18 protein-coding genes are annotated in these 22,286 nt (G+C 67.8%); all 18 read left to right on the plus strand.

The window, feature by feature from the left end:
* The first annotated feature begins 32 nt into the window (after window positions 1-32).
* Window positions 33-1,199 carry an MraY family glycosyltransferase gene (locus tag F2Q65_RS01775; protein ID WP_246155915.1) on the plus strand — a complete coding sequence of 389 codons (1,167 nt, stop codon included), beginning with the start codon at window positions 33-35 and terminating at the stop codon, window positions 1,197-1,199.
* The gene (locus F2Q65_RS01780; RefSeq protein WP_150089810.1) at window positions 1,196-3,088 is read left to right on the plus strand and encodes a polysaccharide biosynthesis protein; all 1,893 of its coding nucleotides are present in this window, start codon (window positions 1,196-1,198) and stop codon (window positions 3,086-3,088) included. Before F2Q65_RS01775 ends, F2Q65_RS01780 begins: the two co-directional genes overlap by 4 nt.
* Before the next feature lie 481 nt (window positions 3,089-3,569).
* A complete protein-coding gene (gene gspE / locus F2Q65_RS01785) occupies window positions 3,570-5,282 on the plus strand; it encodes a type II secretion system ATPase GspE (RefSeq protein WP_425473411.1) in 1,713 nt (570 codons plus the stop codon).
* A 3-nt stretch (window positions 5,283-5,285) separates the two neighbouring features.
* The gene (locus tag F2Q65_RS01790; protein WP_150089815.1) at window positions 5,286-6,494 is read left to right on the plus strand and encodes a type II secretion system F family protein; all 1,209 of its coding nucleotides are present in this window, start codon (window positions 5,286-5,288) and stop codon (window positions 6,492-6,494) included.
* A 381-nt stretch (window positions 6,495-6,875) separates the two neighbouring features.
* Window positions 6,876-7,319: a type II secretion system major pseudopilin GspG gene (gspG, locus tag F2Q65_RS01795; protein WP_150089817.1), complete on the plus strand. Its 444-nt coding sequence runs from the start codon at window positions 6,876-6,878 to the stop codon at window positions 7,317-7,319.
* Window positions 7,320-7,641: 322 nt separating this feature from the next.
* The gene (locus tag F2Q65_RS01800; protein ID WP_246155916.1) at window positions 7,642-8,196 is read left to right on the plus strand and encodes a GspH/FimT family pseudopilin; all 555 of its coding nucleotides are present in this window, start codon (window positions 7,642-7,644) and stop codon (window positions 8,194-8,196) included.
* Window positions 8,197-8,453: 257 nt separating this feature from the next.
* Complete coding sequence (locus tag F2Q65_RS01805) at window positions 8,454-8,948, plus strand: type IV pilus modification PilV family protein (protein WP_150089821.1); 495 nt, start codon at window positions 8,454-8,456, stop codon at window positions 8,946-8,948.
* The gene (locus F2Q65_RS01810; RefSeq protein WP_150089822.1) at window positions 8,945-9,703 is read left to right on the plus strand and encodes a prepilin-type N-terminal cleavage/methylation domain-containing protein; all 759 of its coding nucleotides are present in this window, start codon (window positions 8,945-8,947) and stop codon (window positions 9,701-9,703) included. Before F2Q65_RS01805 ends, F2Q65_RS01810 begins: the two co-directional genes overlap by 4 nt.
* A 101-nt stretch (window positions 9,704-9,804) precedes the next feature.
* On the plus strand, window positions 9,805-10,710 hold the full coding sequence (locus F2Q65_RS01815; protein WP_150089824.1) for a type II secretion system minor pseudopilin: 906 nt from the start codon (window positions 9,805-9,807) through the stop codon (window positions 10,708-10,710).
* An 80-nt stretch (window positions 10,711-10,790) separates the two neighbouring features.
* Window positions 10,791-11,888: a PilN domain-containing protein gene (locus F2Q65_RS01820; protein ID WP_150089826.1), complete on the plus strand. Its 1,098-nt coding sequence runs from the start codon at window positions 10,791-10,793 to the stop codon at window positions 11,886-11,888.
* A 23-nt stretch (window positions 11,889-11,911) separates the two neighbouring features.
* The gene (gene gspM / locus F2Q65_RS01825) at window positions 11,912-12,487 is read left to right on the plus strand and encodes a type II secretion system protein GspM (RefSeq protein ID WP_246155917.1); all 576 of its coding nucleotides are present in this window, start codon (window positions 11,912-11,914) and stop codon (window positions 12,485-12,487) included.
* Window positions 12,488-12,653: 166 nt separating this feature from the next.
* Window positions 12,654-14,771: a type II secretion system secretin GspD gene (gene gspD, locus F2Q65_RS01830; RefSeq protein WP_150089830.1), complete on the plus strand. Its 2,118-nt coding sequence runs from the start codon at window positions 12,654-12,656 to the stop codon at window positions 14,769-14,771.
* A gap of 7 nt (window positions 14,772-14,778) precedes the next feature.
* Window positions 14,779-15,753 carry a KpsF/GutQ family sugar-phosphate isomerase gene (locus tag F2Q65_RS01835; protein WP_150089832.1) on the plus strand — a complete coding sequence of 325 codons (975 nt, stop codon included), beginning with the start codon at window positions 14,779-14,781 and terminating at the stop codon, window positions 15,751-15,753.
* Window positions 15,754-16,103: 350 nt separating this feature from the next.
* Window positions 16,104-16,943, plus strand: a complete 840-nt coding sequence (locus tag F2Q65_RS01840) for a hypothetical protein (protein WP_150089834.1) — start codon at window positions 16,104-16,106, stop codon at window positions 16,941-16,943.
* A gap of 11 nt (window positions 16,944-16,954) precedes the next feature.
* A complete protein-coding gene (locus F2Q65_RS01845; RefSeq protein WP_150089836.1) occupies window positions 16,955-18,799 on the plus strand; it encodes a hypothetical protein in 1,845 nt (614 codons plus the stop codon).
* Window positions 18,800-18,903: 104 nt separating this feature from the next.
* Window positions 18,904-19,665 carry a sulfotransferase family protein gene (locus F2Q65_RS01850; protein WP_150089837.1) on the plus strand — a complete coding sequence of 254 codons (762 nt, stop codon included), beginning with the start codon at window positions 18,904-18,906 and terminating at the stop codon, window positions 19,663-19,665.
* Between the two features lie 108 nt (window positions 19,666-19,773).
* Complete coding sequence (locus F2Q65_RS01855) at window positions 19,774-21,576, plus strand: hypothetical protein (RefSeq protein WP_150089839.1); 1,803 nt, start codon at window positions 19,774-19,776, stop codon at window positions 21,574-21,576.
* Window positions 21,577-21,595: 19 nt separating this feature from the next.
* Entirely contained in the window at window positions 21,596-22,279 is a 684-nt protein-coding gene (locus F2Q65_RS01860) for a hypothetical protein (RefSeq protein ID WP_150089841.1), read from the plus strand.
* The last annotated feature ends 7 nt before the right edge of the window (window positions 22,280-22,286 follow it).

A 22,286-nucleotide genomic window follows, 5' to 3' on the forward strand; every position in this document is an offset into this window, starting at 1 on the left:
TCCGCCGCGTCGCGGTCCCGCCGATCACCCCCATGTCGCCAAGCCCTGCCCCGATCGTCAGCGGTGTCGCCAACGGCCAGCTTCCCGGCATCCTCCCCGGCATCCTTATGGCCGCCGCCGGTGTGGGCGCGCTGGCGGTCAGTGCCTGGCTCACCCGGCGCCTGAGCCGGGGCGAGATCCCTGCGCTGCGCATCCTCGATCACCCCAACGCGCGCTCGCTGCACCACCGGCCGGTGCCGCGCAGCGGCGGCGTCGGCCTGCTGGCCGGGCTGCTTGCCGGGATATTGGCCGGGGTACTGGCTGCACTGCTGATCGCCTTAGTGACCGGGCTGCCGCTCGGCCAACTGGTCGTGCGAGCGGTCGGTCCACTGTTCGCACCATTGGCCTGGATCCTGCCGGCGGTGCTGCTGGTGGCGGCCGTGTCCCTGCGCGACGACCTGGGCGATGTGCCCCAGCACTGGCGGCTCGCCGCCCATCTGGGGGCCGCTGCCCTGTTGCTGCTGGGCGGTCTGCACTGGGGCCGACTCGACCTGCCGGGGCTGGCGGTGCCCTTTCCGGCGTGGCTCGCGTGGACGCTGACGGCTTTTTATGTGGTCTGGATGATCAACCTGTACAACTTCATGGATGGCATGGACGGCCTGGCGGGCAGCATGGCCGCCATCGGCTTCGGCGCCCTGGCCTGGCTGGGCTGGCGTGCCGGTGCCTTTGGCTATGCCGGCGCTGCGCTGGTGGTGGCCCTGGCGGCTGTGGGCTTCCTCACGCGCAACCTGCCGCCGGCGCGGATCTTCCTCGGCGACGTCGGCTCCTCGGTGCTGGGCCTGCTGGCCGCCGCGCTCACGCTGTGGGGCGCGCAACTGGGGCTGTTCCCGCTCTGGGCGGGCTGGCTGATCTTCTCGCCGTTCATCGTCGACGCCAGCTGGACCCTGCTGCGGCGCCTGTGGCGGCGCGAGCCCTTCTGGCGCGCCCATCGCTCGCACCACTACCAGCGCCTGGTGCTGGCGGGCTGGTCCCACGGTCGCACCCTGGGCCGGGCCGTGCTGCTGATGCTGGCGGCCGCCGCCAGCGCCGTCGCCGCCGTGGGCATGACCCCGGCGGAGCAATGGACGCTGCTGTTCGCCTGGGCCGGCGTCTATGGCCTGGTGCATGTGCGTGTGGGGCTGGCGGAACGGGCGGCAGACCAGCGGCAGGCCGCTCCATGAGGCCCTTGTTCGACCGCCTGCGCTCCCGTTCGGCGGCCTTCCTGCACGACCTGCTGATGGTGCCGGTGGCCTGGCTGCTGGCCTACTGGACGCGCTTCAACCTGCAGCAGATCCCGCCGGAATTCCTCGGCACCGCGCTGCGCATGCTGCCGGTGGTGCTGCTGGTCTGCGGTGCGGTCTACTGGGCCTTCGGGCTGTACCGCGGGGTGTGGCGCTTCGCGTCGCTGCCGGACCTGGTGCGCATCACCAAGGCGGTGGCCACGGCCACCCTGGTGGCGCTGCTGGTGCTGTTCGCGCTCAACCGGCTGGAGCAGGTGCCGCGCTCGGTGCCGGTGCTGTTCCTGCTGTTCCAGCTCATGCTGCTGTCCGGCCCGCGGCTGTTCTACCGCTGGCTCAAGGACCACCGGCTCGGCCTGCGCGCCGGCACACGGGTGCTCATCGTCGGCGCCAGCGGCGCCGGCGAGAACCTGGCCCGCGAGATGCTTCGCGACAGCGGACGCACCTACAACCCGGTGGCCTTTGTCGACGACCTGCCGCGGCGCCAGGGGGGTGACATCCATGGTGTTCCGGTCAAGGGCGACACCGCGCGGCTGCCTGAACTGGTGGAGGAACTGGGCATCGACCTGATCATGCTGGCGGTGCCCGGGGCCTCGGCGGCGGACATGCAGCGGCTGGTGGCGCTGTGCGAGCGTACCGGCCGTCCCTTCCGCACCGTGCCGCAGTTGCAGAACCTGGTCTCCGGGCAGGTCACCGTCAACCAGTTGCGGCCGGTCTCCATCGAGGACCTGCTGGGCCGCACCCCGGTCACCCTGGACTGGGACGCCCTCTGCCATGGTCTTGCCGACCGGGTGGTGCTGGTCACCGGCGCCGGCGGCTCCATCGGCTCGGAGCTCTGCCGCCAGGTCATCGCCGCGCGCCCGCGCCGGCTGCTGCTGGTGGACAACGCCGAGTTCAACCTGTACCGGCTGGAGCGCGAATTCACCGAGTGCCACCCGGCGCTGGACTTCGGCCGTTACCTGCTCGACGTGGGCGACCGCGCGGGCATGGAGGCCCTGTTCCGCCGCGAGCGGCCGCAGATCGTGTTCCATGCCGCCGCCTACAAGCATGTGCCCATGCTCGAGGGGCAGGTGCGCGCCGCGGTGCGCAACAACGTGCTCGGCACCAGCGTGGTGGCGGACTGCGCCCATCGCTGGCAGAGCGAGCGCTTCGTGCTCATCTCCACCGACAAGGCGGTCAACCCGGCCAATGTCATGGGCGCCAGCAAGCGCGTCGCCGAGCTGCTGTGCCAGGCCCTGGCAGAGCGTTCCGCCACCCGCTTCATCACCGTGCGCTTCGGCAACGTGCTCGGCTCCGCCGGCAGCGTGGTGCCGCTGTTCCAGCGCCAGATCGAACAGGGCGGTCCGGTCACGGTCACCGATCCGGACATCGAGCGTTTCTTCATGACCATCCCCGAGGCCTGCCAGCTGATCATGCAGGCGGCGGTGATCGGCCAGGGCGGCGAGATCTTCGTGCTGGACATGGGCGAGCCGGTCAAGATCCGCTACATGGCCGAGCAGATGATCCGCCTGTCCGGCCACGAGCCCGACCGCGACATCGCGATCCGCTACATTGGCCTGCGCCCAGGGGAGAAGCGCTACGAGGAACTGTTCTACGATGCCGAGGATCTGATCGAGACCGGACATCCAAAGATTCGCACCGCGCGCCGGCCCGATGGCGATGCCGCGCAGACCGAACAGGTCCTGGCCGACCTGCGCCAGGCCGTCGAACACTGCGACCAGGCCGCCATGGTGGCAGGCCTGCGGCGTCTGGTGCCACAATGGTCGGTGGACCCCACCATCGACCGGAACCCCGCGCCGGAGGAATGCCATGCAGCGATCCCTGAATACTGAAGGCACGCAACCGCCACGGCGGCCTGGTCAGCCGCCGAACCAGGGCTGGGCCGATTTCGATCCGGACCTGTCGGGCCTGCTGGACGAGGGCGAACGGCCGGAACCCCGGCTGGGGCCCCAACTGGGGCCAGATCCGGACCACGCCGGCGCGGAGCACCAGCGGCGGCTGGAGGCCTTCCTGGACCAGGCACTGGCGGACGAGCCGGCGCCGGCGGTCGAACGCGCACCGGAGCAGCGATCGCAAACCGCGCCGCTCGCTGCAGATCAGCCGGCGCCGGCAGCGTCTGCGGCAGAATCGGCAGCGCACGCAGAGACGACGGCACAAGCGCCGGAAACGCAGGCGGTGTCCCCGGCGCATGCTGCACCAGTATCGGCACCGGAATCGGCACCGGAATCGGCGCCGGAATCGGCACCAGAGCCGGCTCTGGCCGGTGCAGCGGCGGACACGGCATCCGCTACAGCGTCCGATTCAGCATCGGGTGTGACAGCGAGCGCCACAGCGGCTGCCCCCACCCCCGAGGCCGGCGTGATCGCCTGGCTGCAGCGCCACGACAAGCTGCCCGCCGGCGATCTGGCGCGGGCGCGCAAGCTGGCCGAGGACGGCGGCGACCCGCTGCGGGTCATGCTGGTGCGCCTGGGCCTGGTCTCCGACCGGGACATGGCCACGGCCATGGCCCAGGTGATGGACCTGCCGCTGATCGAGGCGGACGACTTCCCGGAGCAGCCGCTGCTGGACGAGCAACTGAGCCAGCGATTTCTGAAGGACGCCCGAGTGGTACCGCTGCGCGAGGACGACGACGGCGTCGAGCTGGCGGTGGCCGATCCGGTGGACCCGTTCGCGATGCAGGCGGTGGCCATGGCCGTGGCCCGCCCGGTGCGCCTGCGCGTGGCCCTGCCCACCGACATCGACGCGGCGCTGGAGCGCCTGTACGCCCCGCCGCCGGAGGACCTGCCCGACACCGACCTGGAGGCGGACCTGGGCAACGTCAGCGAGGAGGACATCGAGCACCTGCGCGACCTGGCCAGCGAGGCGCCGGTGATCCGGCTGGTCAACCAGATCATGCAGCGGGCGGTGGAGTCGCGCGCCTCGGACGTGCACATCGAGCCCTTCGCCGACCAGCTCAAGGTGCGCTACCGCATCGACGGCATCCTCAAGGAATCCGAGTCGCCGCCGGTGCGCTCCACCGCGGCGGTGATCTCGCGCATCAAGATCCTGGCCAAGCTCAACATCGCCGAGCGCCGCCTGCCCCAGGACGGGCGCATCCCGCTGCGGGTGCAGGGCAAGGAGCTGGACCTGCGCGTCTCCACCGTGCCCACCATGTTCGGCGAGAGCGTGGTCATGCGCCTGCTGGACAAGGAGAGCGTGCGCTTCGACTTCGACGCCCTGGGCTTCGACGGCCCGCCCCGCGAGCGGCTGCTGCGGGTGCTGCACCAGCCCCACGGCATCTTCCTGGTGACCGGCCCCACCGGCAGTGGCAAGAGCACCACGCTTTACACCGCGCTCAGCCGGCTGAATACCGAGGACCGCAAGATCATCACCGTGGAAGATCCGGTGGAGTACCAGCTGTCGGGCATCAATCAGATCCCGGTCAAGGCCTCCATCGGCATGACCTTCGCCCATGCCCTGCGGGCCATCGTGCGCCAGGACCCGGATATCATCATGGTCGGCGAGATGCGCGACCTGGAGACCGCCCGCATCGCCGTGCAGTCGGCCCTGACCGGCCATGTGGTGCTCTCCACATTGCACACCAACGACGCCGCCAGCGGCGTCACGCGGCTGCTCGACATGGGCGTCGAGGACTACCTGCTCACCAGCACCATCAACGGCATCCTCGCCCAGCGGCTGGTGCGCCGCCTGTGCCCCGAGTGCCGCCAGCCCTACCAGCCCATGCCGGAGATGGCGGCGCGCTTCCTGCAACTGCCCGACAGACCCGGCGGCCCGGTCACGCTGTACCGCCCCGGCGGCTGCGACGCCTGTAACGGCACCGGCTATCATGGCCGGCTGGTGATCGCCGAGGTGCTGCTGATGAGCGACCAGATCCGCCAGGCCGTGCTGCGCCATGCCAGCGCCAGCGAGATCCAGCGCATTGCCGTGGACGAGGACATGACCACCATGTACCAGGACGGCCTGCGCAAGGCTGCCGCCGGCCTGACTACGGTGGAAGAGGTGCTGCGAGTGGCGGAAGACAAGTAACCCATGCCAAGGTTCTACTACAAGGCGGTCAGGCTCGACGGCGAAGAGGTGGAGGGCGAGCAGGAGGCGGCGGACGAGGCCGCGCTGATCCAGCGCCTGCAGGCCGACGGCCTGCTGCCGGTGCAGACCCGCTCCGCCGGCGGCCTGACCGCGCAACTGGCCCGGCGCCGGCGCCGGCGGCTGTCGGCCAAGGACATCGAGGTGCTGACCCGTCAGCTGGCCACCCTGCTGGAGGCCCAGCTCACGCTGGACCGCTCGCTGGCGGTGCTGGTGGACCTGACGCCGGAGGAGCACGCGGTCAAGGTGCTGTCGGACCTGCAGCAGCGGGTGCGTGGTGGCGCCACCTTCTCCGCCGCGCTGGAGGCCCAGGATGGCCAGTTCCCGCGGCTGTATGTCAACATGGTGCGCGCCGGCGAGGCCAGCGGCGCCCTGGGCGACGTCATGGCGCGGCTGGCGGACTACCTGGAACGCAGCGCCGAGTTGCGCGGCACCGTCACCTCGGCGCTGGTCTACCCCAGCATCCTGCTGGCGGTGGCTGGGCTGTCGGTGATCATGCTGCTGGTGTTCGTGGTGCCGCAGTTCACCGTGCTGTTCGAGGACATGGGCGCCGCCCTGCCGCTGCCCACGCGCATCGTCGTCGCCACCGGCGATCTGTTCCGCGGTTACTGGTGGGCGCTGCTGGTGCTGGTGGCGGTCATCGCCGTGCTGCTGGAGCGCTGGCTGCAGAATCCGGACAACCGGCGCCGCTTCGATTACCGGCTGATGCGCCTGCCGCTGCTGGGCGATCTGCTGTGGAAGATGGAGACCGCCCGCTTCTGCCACACCCTGTCCACGCTGCTGAAGAACGGCCTGACCCTGTTCAGCGGGCTGAGCCTGGCCAAGGAGGTGGTCAGCAATCGCAAGATCGGCGACGGCCTGGACGAGGTAGGCGACGGCCTCAAGCACGGCCGCGGCCTGGCCGAGCCCCTGACCACACGCCAGGTGCTGCCGGAGCTGGCGCTGCAGATGATCCGCGTCGGCGAGGAATCCGGCACCCTGGACGCCATGCTGGCCAAGGTGGCCGACATCTTCGACCGCGAGACCAGGGCCAGCGTGCAGCGCATGCTCACCCTGCTGGAGCCGGTACTCATCATCGGCCTGGGCATCTTCATCGCCGGCATCATCATCTCCATCCTGATGGCGATCCTGGGGGCCAATGAACTCGTTGTTTAATAAAAACCGGTAGCCGGTAGGGTGGACAAGCGCAGCGCCGTCCACCAAAACACGGTGGTGATTTAAGTCCACCAAACCACGCTGGTGGAAACGCTGCGCTTATTCCACCCTACTGTGCTCGTTGTGTAATAAAAGTCGGTAGCCGGTAGGGTGGACAAGCGCAGCGCCGTCCACCGAACCTGGTGGAAACGCTGCGCTTATTCCACCCTACTGCGCTCGTTGTGTAATAAAAGCCGGTAGCCGGTAGGGTGGACAAGCGTAGCGCCGTCCACCAAAACACGGTGGTGATTTAAGTCCACCAAACCACGCTGGTGGAAACGCTGCGCTTGTTCCACCCTACTGCGCTGGCGGCTTTTTCTTTCCTAAAGGAGATCACAATCCATGTCACATCGCAGGATCAAACATCGGCGCTCCGGCGCCGGCTTCACGCTGGTGGAACTGCTGGTGGTGCTGGCCATCCTCGGCCTGCTGGCCGGATTGGTGGGGCCGCAGGTGATGAAATTCCTCGGCAGTTCCAAGAGCAAGACCGCCGCGCTGCAGATCGAGGATCTGGCCGCAACGCTGGACCTGTACCGGCTGGAGGTCGGCCGCTATCCCAGCAGCTCCGAAGGGCTCGAGGCGCTGGTCTCCGACCCCGGCAACGCGCCCAACTGGAACGGGCCCTACCTGCGCAAGGGCCAGGTACCCAAGGACCCCTGGGGCAACGCCTACCAGTACCGCGCCCCCGGCGACAACGGCCCCTACGATATCTGGTCCCTGGGCGCCGACGGCCGCGAGGGCGGTGAGGGCGAGGACAAGGACATCAACAGCTGGGAGTCCGCTTGACGCCGCGCTCCGTTCCAGGCCCAACGCCTGGCGCGCACCGCGGCGCGGAGCAGCGGCGTGCCCACGTGGCGCGCGGGCACGAGGGAGGGGTTTCCGCGTCATGCCGGTTCCCGCGCACCGCGTCGGAGTCCAATGCGCCGATCATCCGGGGCGCCGCCGGCATCCCGTTCGGGTTAGTGCGCGTCCAGCCAGGCGATAACCGGTGGCGCCACTTAAATGCGCGATGGCTGATATGGGCGCTCTGAACACCACGACTTACAGGCGGCCGGGCGCCAATCAGCCACGTGCTTCGCGTAAGTTTCTGTCCTATCGGCCGCATCCGGTGGGGATAGCCTGTCGACGGCGCGGCTTCACCCTGGTGGAACTGCTGGTGGTGCTGGCCATCGCCGGCCTGCTGCTGGCGGTGACGCCGCCGCTGATCACCGCCGCCCTGCCGGGCGTCGAGCTCAAGGCCGCGGCCCGGCGCACCGCTGGCGGGCTGCGCCTGGCCCGGGAGGCGGCCATCGCCTCCGGCCGCGATGCCGCCTGGGTCATCGATATCGAGGACAACCGCTATCGCATCCTCTCCGGCGGCTCCGCCGAGAACCACGCCGGCGACCAGTTCAGTGATCAGTCTAGTGATCAGCTAGGGGACCAGGCCGCCGTCCGGTCAGGCCCGCCCGAGGGCCGCGGCGGTCGCCTGCCCGCTGGAATCGACATCGAGCTGGTGGCTGCCGCCGCGGAGATGCAGAGCGACCGCGTCGGCGGCATCCGCTTCTTTCCGGATGGCACCTCCACCGGCGGTCGCGTCATCCTGAAACGCGGCGACAGCGGCTACCAGGTGGGCGTCAACTGGCTCACCGGGCGCATCCTGATCGCCGCATGGCAAGACCAGTGACCATGATGGCGCGCGAACCAAACACCAGACCAGCCGCCCCGCGGGAACCAATCCACGGCCAAAGCAACAAGCCAGCGGCACCGCCGGATTCACGCCGCGGGCGAAGCGAAAAGCCAGCCACACCGCCGGAATTGCCGCGTGGGCGTGGTGGCAGCGGGCGGGGGTCTCGACCGCATGGATGCGGTCGTGAAGCCTGCATGGACGGATTCACGGCGTCCCCCGGCCGCTGCCACCACGCCCGCGCTGCGGCCACACCCATGAATCGGTCCAAAGCCAAGGATCCGGCCACGCCTGAGCTTCTGGTCACGCACAAGAATCTGTCCACGCAAACCCAGAAACAGCACAACCAAAAATCACTGCGCACACGCCAAAGCCAGCGCGGCTTCTCCCTGCTGGAGGTCCTGGTCGCCTTCGCCATCCTGGCGCTGTCCCTCGGCGTGCTGATGCAGATCTTCTCCAGGGCCATGAACACCACCGCCTTCAGCGCCAATTACAGCCGCGCCGTGGCGCTGGCCGAGGCCAAGCTGGGCAGCGTCGGCGCCGACATCCCGCTGGAACAGGGCGCGTACAGCGGCGAGCCGGAAGACGGCCTGGACTGGGTGGTCAACATCCAGCCCTACCCGCTGCCGGAGGCCTTCACCGACAGCCCCGTGGCGCAACCCTACGCGGTCACGGCCATCGCCTCCTGGCCCAGCCCGACCGGCGCCCGCCGCGTGGTCCTGCGCAGCATCCGCCTGGGGGCGCCCCTGTGACCACAGGCCCGGCCCGCCACGACCGGAGCGCCGGCTTCACCCTGGTGGAGCTGCTGATCGCGCTGGTGCTCATCGCCGTCATCACCGTGCTCATGTTCTCCGGCCTGCGCCTCGGCTCCCGCGCCTGGGAGGGCGTCGAGACCGTCTCCGACCGCGTCGCCGACATCCGCGTCGCGCACAACTTCATCGGCCGCACCCTGCGCCAGGCTCGTGCCGTCGAGCTCGTGTTCGACGGCCAGCCCATGCTGGTCTTCTCGGGCGATGCCGAGCGCATCGAACTGGTCGCGCCCCTCTCGGAGCACGTCGGCATCCCAGGCCTGTACGTCCTGCGCCTCACCCTGGAAGACGCCGGCGACCACCCGCGCCTGGTGCTCACCCGCTGGCTGCTGCATGCCGACGTGCTTGCCGGCGGCGACGATGTTCCGGAATGGGAGCCGCTCATGCAGGCATCGGCCATCGGCGACAATTCCAGCCCCTTCGACCAGGATCTCGCCGCCGGCGCCTTTGGCCGCACCGTGCTGCTGCCCCAGGTGGCGGAGTTCCGGCTCGCCTATTTCGGCATCGCCGAGGGCGAGCAGGAACCCGAGTGGCTCGACGAGTGGACAGACCAGCCGCGGCTGCCGCTCAAGGTGCGGCTGGCGCTGAGCACGCCGCGGCAGGGCTGGCCCGAATCCGTGATCGAGCTCGCGGGTCAGGCGGTCGGTGGAGGCCGGTCTGGTCGCAGCGGCACAACCTTTGGCGCTGGAGGATACTGATTTTCGCCCCCTGTTGGCCGGTCGGAACTGGTCCATGAATCGCGTTTCAATAATGCGTCCGGCCCGGTGCCGGGTGCGCCATCCATCTCAAGGAGGGTTCGATGCAAGGTCGGCAACGGGTGCAGCAAGGCATGGCGCTGATCATGGTGCTCTGGGTCATCGCCTTGCTGACGGTGATGGCCCTCGGTCTCACCATGTCGCAACGTACCGCCGGAGCGCTGGCCCGCAACCAACTCGACGATGCCCGCTTTCGCGCCCTGGCAGATGCCGCCATCAGCCTCGCCGCCTTTAACCTGCTCAGCACGCCGATCGAACTGAACCCGGTTGTCGGCGTCTGGATACCGGACGGCACTCCCAGAGAGTTGCTCGTCGGCGACTCTGTGCTGACACTGACCCTGAGCAACGAAGCATCGCGGCTCGATCTCAATGCCATCAGCAGCGACCAGTTACGCAGCTTGATCGAACTCACCCAGGACGACCGTGCCGCAGAACCGTTACAGGTCGACGCGCTGGCCGATGCCATCATGGACTGGCGCGACGGCGACAGTCTGACGCTTCCGAACGGGGCGGAAGACGCGGACTACGACGCGGCCGCCTTGCCGCATGGCGCCGGCGACGCCCCGTTCAACGGCATCGAAGAACTGCGCCAGGTGCTCGGAATGACGAATGAAACCTATCGCCGCCTCGCCGCTGACCTGACGGTTGACAACGCGGCCGGCGGCGGGACGGACCTTGAATTCGCATCCGCCACCGTCCTCGCGGTGGTCCGGGGGATCCCGCTGGAAGATGCCCGGCGTGAAATTGACCAACGTCGGTCACCAGCCTCGCCGGATGGGCGGCTTGCCGCTCCGGTCGGTCGGGGCGGGCCTGTCTATCGGTTGGCCGTTTCGTGGGCCGAGGATCGCGCCGTCGTCCGCCACATGGAGGCGGTATTCGAAATTACCCCTGGTTCCACTCCGCCGTTCAGCATCTTCTGGCGCCGTTACGGCCTGACGACGGTACAATAAATCAAGGCTCGATCCCTGTCTGCTCGAGTCGGCGGAGTGGGTGACCTTCCGCTTCCACTGCACGTTCCGGATCCTCATCCATGAGTCGCACCGTCAGCATCAGTCGAATACCCCTTCCGCGGATTCCTTCGCTTGCCGTTCCTGCGCAGCTGTCGCGCTGGAAGGCTGCCCTGGTCCAGTGCCTGCCGGCCAGGCTGCGCCGTCTCCTGGCGTTTCGTCATCCGCAACTGGTCGTGATCCCCCGTGGTGATGCTGCCGAACTGCTGCGCCGCATCGATCATGAGACGGCGCATGTCGCGACCCTGGATCTCGCTGAACCGGAGGGGCTGGGGGATGTGGTCGCGATCACGCGACGGAACGCCCGTTACAACCTCTGCGTCGAGCTTCCGGTCGATCGCGTGCTCGAGCGCCGAGTGGCGCTTCCGGTGCAGGTCAAGGACAATCTGCAGCGCGTCGTCTCCTACGAAATCGACCGCCTGACGCCATTCTCCGCGGCCGATGTCTATTACGATGCCCGGATCGCGGGCGTGCTGGCCCGGGGCGCAAAGCTCGATGTGCGCCTGGCCGTGTGCCGTCGTGCCGAGGTAGACGGTTGGCTGCGCCGGCTGAATGACGAAGGCGCCCCGGCCGACCGACTGACCTGGACCGGCGCCTGGCCTGGCGCCAACCTGCTGCCGCCGGCGGATCGTCCACGGCGCGGACGCGCCGCCACCGTCGTCTCGATCACCCTGCTCGCGCTGGTCGTCGTGCTCGCCGTGGCTGCGTTGGTCACGCCCTACTGGCAGAAATCGCGTCAGCACGATTTTCTGCAGGCCGAGCTCCGGCAGACCCGCGCGCGCGCGCTGGAGGTCGAGCGGCTGCGCGATGCCCTGGACAAGGCCCGCCTTGGCAGGGTCGAGATCCTGCGGCTTCGGCGCGAACAGCCGCGGATGACCGATCTTCTGCGCGAACTCACGGAGCGGTTGCCGGATGGAACCTGGGTACAGGTCCTCGACTTTCGTGATGGAGGCGTGGACCTGCGGGGAGAATCGGATCAGGCCACTGCCCTGATCCAGCTGCTGGAACAGGGCAGTGGCTTGAGCCAGGTCAGCTTCAGGTCGCCTGTCACCCAGGTCGCGGATACCGATCGGGAGCGTTTTCACGTCGCGTTTCTCTATCGCAGGCCCACGTCCCCATGAAGAATGTCCGGATAGATCGTTGCGTGCTCGTATGGGGGGTGGTCATTGCGCTCCCGGCATTGCTGCTGGCCCTGGTGCTGGTGCCCTGGTGGCAGCAGTTGAGCGAACTCGACACTCGCTTGAGCCGTGATGCGGACCAGCTGGCCCGCTACCGCGCCCTGGTCGCGACCTTGCCCGGCCTGCGCGCCGAACTGCAGCGCGAACAGGCCAGGGATGACTTCAAGGCCTTCTATGTGGATGCCGCCACCCGGGCCCTTGCCGGGGCGCGGGTGCAGAGCGAGGTGCAAGACATCGTGCGCGATGCCGGTGCAAGGCCAATCAGCGCCCAGGTGCTGCCCGGCCTGGCCGACGAACAGCCGCCGCGGGTGCGCATCAGGTTGCAGCTACAGGCCGACACCGAGCAACTGCTCGAGGTGCTGTACCGCATCGAGCAGGTGCGGCCGTTCCTGTTTGTGGAGCAGATGTCCGTTCGCTCGCGGGTGCCAGGCCACTTGCGCGCCACCCCGCGCGGCCGGAGGCAGATCCAGTCGGTCGTTGAAGCGGGAGACCTCACCGTCCGTCTTGACATTTTCGGCTATACCCTAGGCCGCGGCGATTGACCGCCGCCCGCCCGCGAATGATCTGGCCTTGATGGCGTGACTCAAACCGACCACGGCCGCCAGGTGACGACTCATCGCCGGTCGCTTGGATATGACATGCGGACACTGTCTCAGCAATCTGTGTGGTATATTGCCGGGCCAATCACTTAGCAACCGACACGTGCGCATGACTGGTCCGCGACCTAAACTCGCCGTATTGGCCTACGCCCTGTTCGTCGTGGCAGCCTCCGGATGTCAGAGTCTGACCTGGGATCCTACCAAGCAGGTCACCAGCGCCGAAGGCCATGTCAGCGAGAAGGACTTCGCCCGTCCAGGGGTCTCCCGGCCGCTGCGCGAGAGCGGCGGCATCGCCATCGGCGACGGCCTGCCGCAGGCGCGCGATTCCATCGTCGGCGGCACCGGCACCTTCGTCAGCAAGGTCTCCCGTCCCACTGGCGACACCAGGCCGGGGGATGTCACCCTCAACTTCGACGGCACCGACATCCGTGAGGTGGTCAAGGTCATCCTCGGCGACCTGCTGGGGGTCAACTACGTGCTGGACCCGGCAGTGCAGGGCTCGGCCTCGCTGCAGACCGGCCGGCCGCTGCGCCGCGACCTGCTGCTGCCCACGCTGGAAACCCTGCTGCGCATGAACAACGCCGCGCTGGTGGACAACGCCGGCCTGTACGAGGTGGTGCCGCTCAGCAACGCCGTGCGCGGGCGGGTGGTGCCGCAACTGGGCGATTCCGCCCGCGCGCTGCCCCAGGGCTATAATGTACAGATCGTGCCCCTGCGCTACATCAGCGCCACCGAGATGAGCAAGATCCTCGAGCCGCTGGCGCCCGAAGGCAGCATGATCCGCGTCGACGACAAGCGCAACCTGCTGGTGCTCGCCGCCAGCAGCACCGAGATGAGCAACCTGCTCGACACCATCCAGGTGTTCGACGTCGACTGGATGGCGGGCCTGTCGGTGGGCTTCTTCGTGCTGGAGTACGCCAAGGCCAGCGACGTGGTCACGCAGCTGCAGGCCCTGCTGGCCGACGAGCAGGATACCGTCGGCAAGGGCATCTTCCGCTTCGTGCCGGTGGAGACCGCCAATGCGGTGCTGGTGGTGTCGCCGCGCGAGTCCTACCTGCGCAAGATGCAGACCTGGATCGACCGGCTGGACCTGGCCGAGGCCGCCGGCAGCTCGGTGCAGCGGCTGTATGTCTACCGGGTGCGCCATGGCGACGCCGAGAACCTGGCGGACGTGCTGTCCCGGCTGTTCGGCGGCCAGGGCGGTGGCGGTGGATCGCGCAGCGTCGGCGGCGTGGCGCCGGGCATGGCGCAGGCGGCCATTGGCGGCGATGGCAGCGGCGGGACCGGCGGCGGTACCGCCAGCGCCACGTCGCGCAGCATGACGTTGTCGTCGGAGGTCAGCGTGGTGGCCGACGTGGTCAACAACTCCCTCCTGGTCAAGTCCACGCCGCGCGACTACAAGAAGATCCTCGATGCCCTCAAGCAGCTGGACATCGTGCCGCTGCAGGTGCTGGTGGAGGCCACCATCGTCGAGATCGCGCTGACCGGCAGCCTTGAATACGGCGTGGCCTGGCGCTTCAAGGGTCCGGCCATCGATGGCTACCAGAGCCAGACCAGCTACACCCCGGGCAGCACCGATGGCCTGCCGGTGCCCAACTTCAAAGGCTTCAACTGGTCCGTGGTGCTGCAGCCCGACACCATCAAGGCCACCCTGTCGGCGCTGGCCGAGGACAACCTGGTCAACGTGCTGTCCTCGCCCACCGTCATGGTCATGGACAACCAGTCCGCCAAGATCCAGGTGGGCGACCAGGTGCCCATCGCCACCACCCAGCAGCAGGGCACCGAGATTACCGATCGGATCCTGAACCAGATCGAATACAAGGACACCGGCGTCATGCTCAAGGTCACGCCGCGGGTCACCCCGGGCGGGCTGGTGCAACTGGAGATCGAGCAGGAGGTCAGCTCGGTCAAGGATCTGACCACCGGCGGCATCGACTCGCCCACCTTCCGCACGCGCAACATCACCAGCAGCGTGGCGGTGCGCAGCAACCAGGCGGTGGTGCTGGGCGGCCTCATCCAGGACGACACCAGCAACACCAAGTCCGGCGTGCCGGGGCTGTACCGGGCGCCCATCATCGGGCCGCTGTTCGGCACCACCGCGCGCAAGGCAACCCGCACCGAGCTGGTGGTTGTGCTGACGCCGCGGGTGATCGCGAACGACAGCGACATCGAGACGGTGACGCGGGACTTCCGCAGCAAGATCAAGAATCTCGACGCCCGTTTCTGAGGTCCACATGCAGCATCCTTCCGGCGCGGCCGCCGCCGAAGAAGCGGCGACGCACTTCGGTGCCATCGCGCGCGAGGTGTTGACGATCGAGGCCCAGGCATTACTGGACCTGCGCGCGGCCGTCGACGGCGCCGTCGACGCCGTTGTGGGCACCATCCTGGGAACCGCCGGGCGCGTCATCGTCAGCGGAATGGGCAAGTCCGGCATCATCGGCAAGAAGATCGCCGCGACGCTTGCCAGCACCGGCACGCCGGCCTATTTCCTGCATCCCGGCGAGGCGTTTCACGGCGACCTCGGCATGGTTACCGCCGACGACGTCTTCTTGGCCATCTCCAATTCCGGCGAAACCGAAGAACTGGTCAAGCTGCTGCCGTTCCTGCGCGACAACGGCAACCGCACCATCGCCCTCACCGGCAATGCCGGTTCAACGCTGGCGCGCAACAGCAGCCTGCACCTGTCGGTGCGCGTGGCTCGCGAGGCCTGCCCGCTGCAACTGGCCCCCACTGCCTCCACGACGGCAAGCCTTGCCATGGGCGACGCCCTGGCCGTGGCGCTGATGCGGGCGCGGGATTTCAAGCCTGGGGATTTCGCCCGCTTTCATCCCGGCGGCAGCCTTGGCCGGCGGTTGTTGCAGACCGTGCGTAGCGAGATGCGCAGCGCCGATCTGCCGTTCGTTGCCCCCGGCGCCACGGCGGATCAGGTGCTGCAGGCGATGACCAGCGGCGGGCTTGGCGTGGCGCTGGTCAGCCCGGACGGCGCCGCAGTGCTGGGCATCATCACCGATGGTGACCTGCGCCGGGCGCTGCAGCGTCACAAGGCGGCGTTTTTTGAACGCACTGCGGCTGCGTTGATGACGCCCGACCCAAAATGCATCGGCGCGGACAGCCACATGCAGACCGCCATCGAGCTGATGGCAACGCACGGCGTCACGCTGCTGCTGGCGGTGGACGGGGACCAGGTCGTTGGTGTCATTCAAAAATAGTGCGGTCTGCCGGCGTCAATCGCCGCCCGGTTCAATCAGGTGCCCGTCGCCGTATCCGCGGCGACCGCCCGCGACGGGCCGGGTCAGGCTGTGGCCGATTTGCTACAACGGCCGGGCGCGTTGGTGTCGCTGCCGGTCGACCCGCCTTGACCACGCGTTTCGCAACCTCCGGCGCCTGGTTGTCAGCCAAACCCTGGTGTGGGCTGCTTGGCGGTTGTGTCGTTTTTGGCCAACATCTCCGTCCTGGTTGTGAAAATGCCAAAAAAAACGGGCGCTGCCTTGACACCCTGCAGGCCGTTTGCTACGTTTCAACTATTAGTCTCGTGCGACAGCCTTGGGCAACTGCTCGGGTGGCGGCCCTGCAACGCTGCAGCCTTGCGGCACGCACGGCGGGCTGTGATCGGTCGCAGGCATACACGGATAAGCGGAATCTGAACGTGACAAATCTTCCTGAAGACAAAACCAACGCTGCACAGGCTGGCAACCATCTGAGCCAGACTCGCCGTTACGGCGCCACCCTGTTCCACAGGCACGGGTTGCTGACGCCAGGGCTGCTTACGCTGGTGCTGCTGGCGCCTTCCCTGTGCGTGGCGGCGCCGGGCGATGACGCCGATTCCGCGCCGCAAGGGGCAGCGGCAACAGAGGCCGCCCATGCGACGCAGGCCCGCAATACCACCTTCGGCGCCGGCACGACCGGTACCACAGTGGAGACCTCGGCCAATGTCGATCCGATCCCGGACGACGAGCGGACGCGGGCGCTGCTGGCAAGGATCGCCGAGCGCTGGGACCTGAAGAAGGCTGGCGACTTTGCCGCCGTTTACGCCTTTGAGTCCCCCGACTACCGCGCCCGAGTCGACGAGAACAGCTACACGCGACGCTACGGCCGGTTTGCCAAATGGTTCAGCGCCGAGCCCTATCGTGTCCGCTACGACAGCGCGGACACGGCCGTCGCGCTGGTCGACCTCGCGCTCGACACCGAGGTCGTCAACCCGCTCGACGACAACAGGATCCGAACAACCCTTGGTATCCAGGAGGCCTGGGTCCAGGTCGAAGGCCAGTGGTATCATCGTACTGCGGAAGACACCACCGCCGCACAGGTCGAAGGCCTGTTTCAATCCAGTTCCGCCGAGCCCGCGGATCAGACTGCGTCGCAGTCATCCAGTGTCAACCCACCACAGCCACTCCAGTAAGGAGAGAGTCCATGAAGACCTTCAAGAAGTCGTATCTGTCCGTGGCAGTCGCCGCGGCCGCGAGTTGCGTGTCGCTGTCAGCGATCGCGCAGATCCTCGATGAGCCCCCGATGGGCGATTCGCCCACCAACACCGGCCAGCTGGCCACCGCCTACTATGTGGCGCAGCCGGTTGAGGGCTGGCAGACGTTCGTCAACATCACCAATACCACCAACAAGGCCATCGCCGTCAAGGCGCGCTTCAAGGAGTTCAAGAACAGCCGTGATGCGCTGGACTTCTACATCCTGCTGTCGCCGTACGATGTCTGGAGCGGCTGGCTGCAGCAGGACGCGGGTGTTCCGACCCTCTCCGACACGAGGGTGGCGCTGTACACCAATGACTCTTCGTGCACCTCTCCGTTGATTCCGGAAGACGCTGCCAGCGGTGCCAAGCGCGTGCCCCTGCGCACCAATGCCTTCTTTGGCAACGGTCTGTATGATGCGCCTGATGACGGTCAGGAGTTCGGCGATTTCGACGGCGCCGTTACCCGCCTGAAGCAGGGCCACTTCGAGTTCGTCGTCGCCGGCGAGTGCGACATGACCAACGATGACGCCGCTCAGTGTAATGGTGTGGCCAACCCTCTGAACAACGAGGGAGCGGGTATCGGCTATTTGACCAAGCATGTGGACGGGATCCCTCGTGACTGTGCCAAGGCCGACAGCTACTTCGTCGCAACAGACCCAGCATGGGACGGCATCACTGTGCCGGGCAGTGGTTATCCGCTGGCCCGTGCCAGTACCGAACACGACCCCGATGAACAAAACCTCGGCTACACCTCCGTCACCGAAGGCGCCCCGATCAAGGTCAACGTCGCTTATCTGAAGGCCGATGAAGGTGCCGGTGTGGCTACCCAGGCCCTGCACCTGGACAACGTCATCGGCACCGAGGGTGAGGCATTGCTCCCGGTTGATGAGAACAATTCGACGCTGAACGGTGTTGAGTTCCGCAACCTGGTCACCGCCCAGCAGTATCCGTGGAACATGGAGCCGACCATGGCCACCGCGCCTTCCGGCGAGCTCTGGGATGCCACCGGCCTGATCCCGATGGAACAGCGCTTCAGCTGGACCGCAACCCTGCAGGAGTGGTCGGTCAAGGCGGCCAATGGCGTGCAGACCTCCATCATGGTCAACTTCCCGACCAAGGGCTATCACGTCGACCAGTACTGCAACGAGATCTATGCCGGCAACAACAGCTGGCGTTGGAATGGCGTGGACGCGCTGGCCTGCGCCACTGCAGCGGACACCTCCAACAACAACAACATCACCGCGGGCGAGGACTACAGCCCGTTGTTTGGCACCGGTCGCATTGACGGTCAGCGCAGCGCCAGCTACCCGCCGGCTGTGGAGCCGTTCACCGATCGATGGGAGCTTGATCCGGTCTGCACGGGCGTCACGCCAGCCTCTCTGGCCTGCTCGCCGATCGGCCTGGGCATCCGGGTCTGGGATCGTGACGAGTATTCCGTCAACATCACCGACTTCTCGCCGTCGCGTGGTGGCACCTGGTTCCCGTGGGAGGTGGGCCTGCTCAGCTTCGACACCAACGGCGGCGCATTGGGCGGTGTGGCCGGCGAGGTCTACATCGACGCAGTCAATATCCTGGGTGGAGCCGAGAACGGCTGGATCAACGTGGACTTCATCTCCGCAGCGAACAGCGTGTACAATAAATACTACGATGCGTTGGGCTACGGCCTTGGGTACTATTCCGGCCTGCCGATGCACGGCATGATGATCAAGACGCGTGATCAGGGCGTGCCGGCTACCACCTACGGCCAGGGTACCGAGAACGGCTATCGTTGGGAATACGTACCGCAAGAATAGTCCCATGATCAGGCCTCGTCCCTGATAATTCAGGGCCTTAAGCTGTAAGTAAGGCCATCCACTGGGGCCGGCGCTGAGCCGGCCCTTTTTTTTGAGTTCAGCCTATGTTCCGATTTCTGGGTATCGGTGCGCAAAAGGCCGGTACCACCTGGCTCTACAACCAGCTGGCGTCGCACCCGGGGATCGGCTTTCCCGGACCTGCCGAGCGGGTGTTCCGGCAGTTGCCGCTCCAGCCAGATCAGGCCGCCCCCGGACCCAAGGAGCAGCACTTCTGGAACCGCTGGTCCGCCGACGATAACGTGGCCTTGACGACCTATCTCGCCCAGTTCGCCGATCCGCTGAGGGCGGAGGGGGAAATCACGCCCGCCTATGCCCTGCTTGCCCCGGATGTGATCGCGCGCATCCGCGAGGCCGCACCGGACTTGCGCCTGATCTATCTGTTACGCAATCCGGTCGACCGCGCCTGGTCGGCGGCGTTGATGGCGCTGCAGCGCGCCGAGCTGGCGCTGGACGAGGTTGACGACGACTGGTTCATGCGTCACTTCCAGTCGCGCGGGTCGCGCGCACGTGGCAATTACCTGGCCGCCCTGCAGACCTGGGGCCGGTTCTTTCCGCCGGAGCAACTGCAGGTGGAGCTCTACGAGTCCATCATGACTGAACCCCGGGCGCTGCTTGAACGCGTTGCGCACCATATCGGTGTGGATCCGGCGCCATTCCGGGCGCTTCCGGACTCGGCTGTGACCGCGCGCGTGTTTGCCGGCTCCGGTCACCCGTTGCCGGATCGCTTGCGCGAACGCTTGCGCACACTCTATGGGGCTGACATCAAGGCGCTGGAGGCCTATCTGCAGCGCCCGCTGCCCTGGTGAAGTACGGTACCATGGCAGAACGGGTTGGCCCGGCACACCGCCTGCGCCATAATGCAACGACACCTGTAACGCTCGATCACATAACAGCCTTCGCCAGGACGACACTCCATGCCAGCGGACGATCTCTTCGCCATTGCCCCCTATACCCTGCGCGCCATCGATTCGCGATCGATGCTGGTGATCCGCGTCGACACGGGCGTGAGCGGGGCACTGGACGTTGCCTGGTCCGGGCTGCTCGACGAGCTGCGCGTGTTTCGCTCGCTTGCCGATCATGCCCAGGTGCTGATGACCCGCCACCCGCGGCTGCAAGGACAGAAGCAGGGGCTGATCGCGGCCCTGCGCTCGCTGCGCGAGCGGGGCATTCTGGTGGCGGCCTCGGCCCTGAGCGAGGCCTACGCGCGCGCCAGCGGTGCGCGCGATGACGGTCCGCCGGTGGTGTGCATTCGCACCTGTGACCGGCCGGAGGCCCTGAAACGCCTGTTGACCAGCCTCTTCGCCGAACCCGCCCACCCCGATTCGACCTGGCCCGTGGAGGTCTACGACGACTCGCGCACCGACGCGGCCATTGGCATCAACCGCAAGACCGTGAGCGACCTGTCCGCCCGTTTCAACCTGTTCTATGTCGGCCGCGATGAGCAGGCCGCGCTGCTGCAACGGTTGACGGACAACGCACCGGAAGACCGCGCTCACCTGTCCTGGCTGCTCTCGGCGGACGAATCGGTGCACCAGGGGCAGCCCACCCATGGCCTGATGCTGAATCACGCCTTCCTGCGCAATGCCGGGCGGCGCCTGCTGCTGATAGACGACGACGCGGTGCTGGATACCTGGACCGGTGCGAACACCGACTGGCGCGTGCGCTTCGAGCGCGGCGGCGTCACCGGCGCGCCCGTTCTTGAGGAGAGCACGCTGATGGACGGGCTGCGGCCCTATCCGCCCGGTGTGTTGAAGGCGCATGTCGATGTGCTCGGCAAATCGCTGCCCGCCGCCGCCCGGGCCATGGGGGCCCCGCTGTCTGCCGCCCGGTTTCACGAGGCGGCATACAGTCTCGCGGTGGCGCCCCGGCCGGAGCAGACGCGGGTGCGGTACTCCATTAACGGCACGCTGGGTGACCCCGGTACCCTGGGGGACCATGCACTGCTGTTCGATCTTGGCCGAACCCGCCCCGACCTCGTCGGCGACGCCGAGCGCTACGCGGCCTTGTGCGCCGCACCGCGCCTGGCGCTGGGTGGTCAGCCCCCGTGTCCGCGCCTGGGCAAGGCGCCGGGTCTGCACCTCGCCACCGTGGCAGGCATCGATACCGGACCCTACATCGGGCCGCTGTTACCTGCCGGTCGGGGTGAGGACGCATTGCTGGGCACGCAGCTGATGTTCCTGTACCCGAACGACTACGGGCTGACCTTGCCCATCGCCGTGGTGCATCGGCCGGTAGAGCCACGGTCCTGGATGTTCGCTCCAGAGGCCCTGCTGGGGCCGGCGTCAGGGTCGGCCACCCTGGCGTCCTGGATGGCCATGACGGCGGTGGCGGGGGAGCTTTCCCCGCAGCAGCGGCTGGTTTCCATGGCCCAGGGCATCGCGCAGAGTGCGACGGCGGGCGACCTCGAGGCCGCCGTGGCCCGGCTGCGCACCCTGAGCGAAACCGAGCGGCTGGCGTGGGCGCTGTCGTCCGCCCGCCGGCTGGCGAGCTCCGGCGCCACTGGCTGCAATGCCTGGCGCGAGGACGTCACCGCCGTCGGCACCTGGGCTGCATCCCGGCTGCAACGCGCCGAACCGCCCTCGCCGGCGGATGTGTCGGCCATTGCCGGGCAGCTACGGGAGTATGCCCAGGCCCTGCCAGCGTGGAACCGGGCCTGGGATCTGGCCTGTACTCGGGCCCTTGGGGCGGCCGCCACGGGCGCCGCAGCCAGGGCCTGATTCCGCGGGGCTGACCGACATGCGCCCGGCATTGATCGGCCTTGCGGCAGTACTTGCGCTTGTGCTGGCGCTGCAATGGGCCACCTGGCGGCCTGACGCCGGCGTGCCGGAGCAGGCCACGGGCGCGGCGCCGGATGGCGCCCATGAGACCACCGCCGCCATCGACGCCCTGGCGCCGGCCCCTCCCATCGCGGACTATGCCTCGGTGCGTGAGCGGCCGCTGTTTCTGCCGGGGCGCCGGCCGCTGGAGGCCCAGGAGGCGGAACCGGAGCCGGTGCCCCCCCCGGCGCCGCCAACCAGCATGGATACCGCCGACCTGACCGCCGTGCTGCTGACGCCGACGGCCAGCGTGGCCTGGGTGCGCATCGCGCAGGCCCGCGAGGCGGTGAGGCTGCACCCGGGTGAGGAACTGGAAGGCTGGGTCCTGAGCCAGATCGCGCCAGATCGCGTCACCTTTGTGCACGGCGAGCACGCGCACGAGATCATGCTGCGCGACTATGCCAACGCCCCGCCAGCGATTACGCCGACGCCATTCTTGCGCAACCGGAGGGCGCCGCCCCAAGACGATGCACCCCCGGGTCGCGCGCCGGTACAGCGTATGGACGATGCCGCGGAGCAGGCCCGTCGGGAGCAGGCCGCGCTGCGCCACAAGCAGCGCGCGGAGGCGATGCGCCGCTATTCTGCCGGAGGGCAGGCGCAGTAGCGCCGAT

The sequence above is a fragment of the Thiohalocapsa marina genome, from assembly GCF_008632335.1.
Taxonomy (GTDB): Bacteria; Pseudomonadota; Gammaproteobacteria; order Chromatiales; family Chromatiaceae; genus Thiohalocapsa; species Thiohalocapsa marina.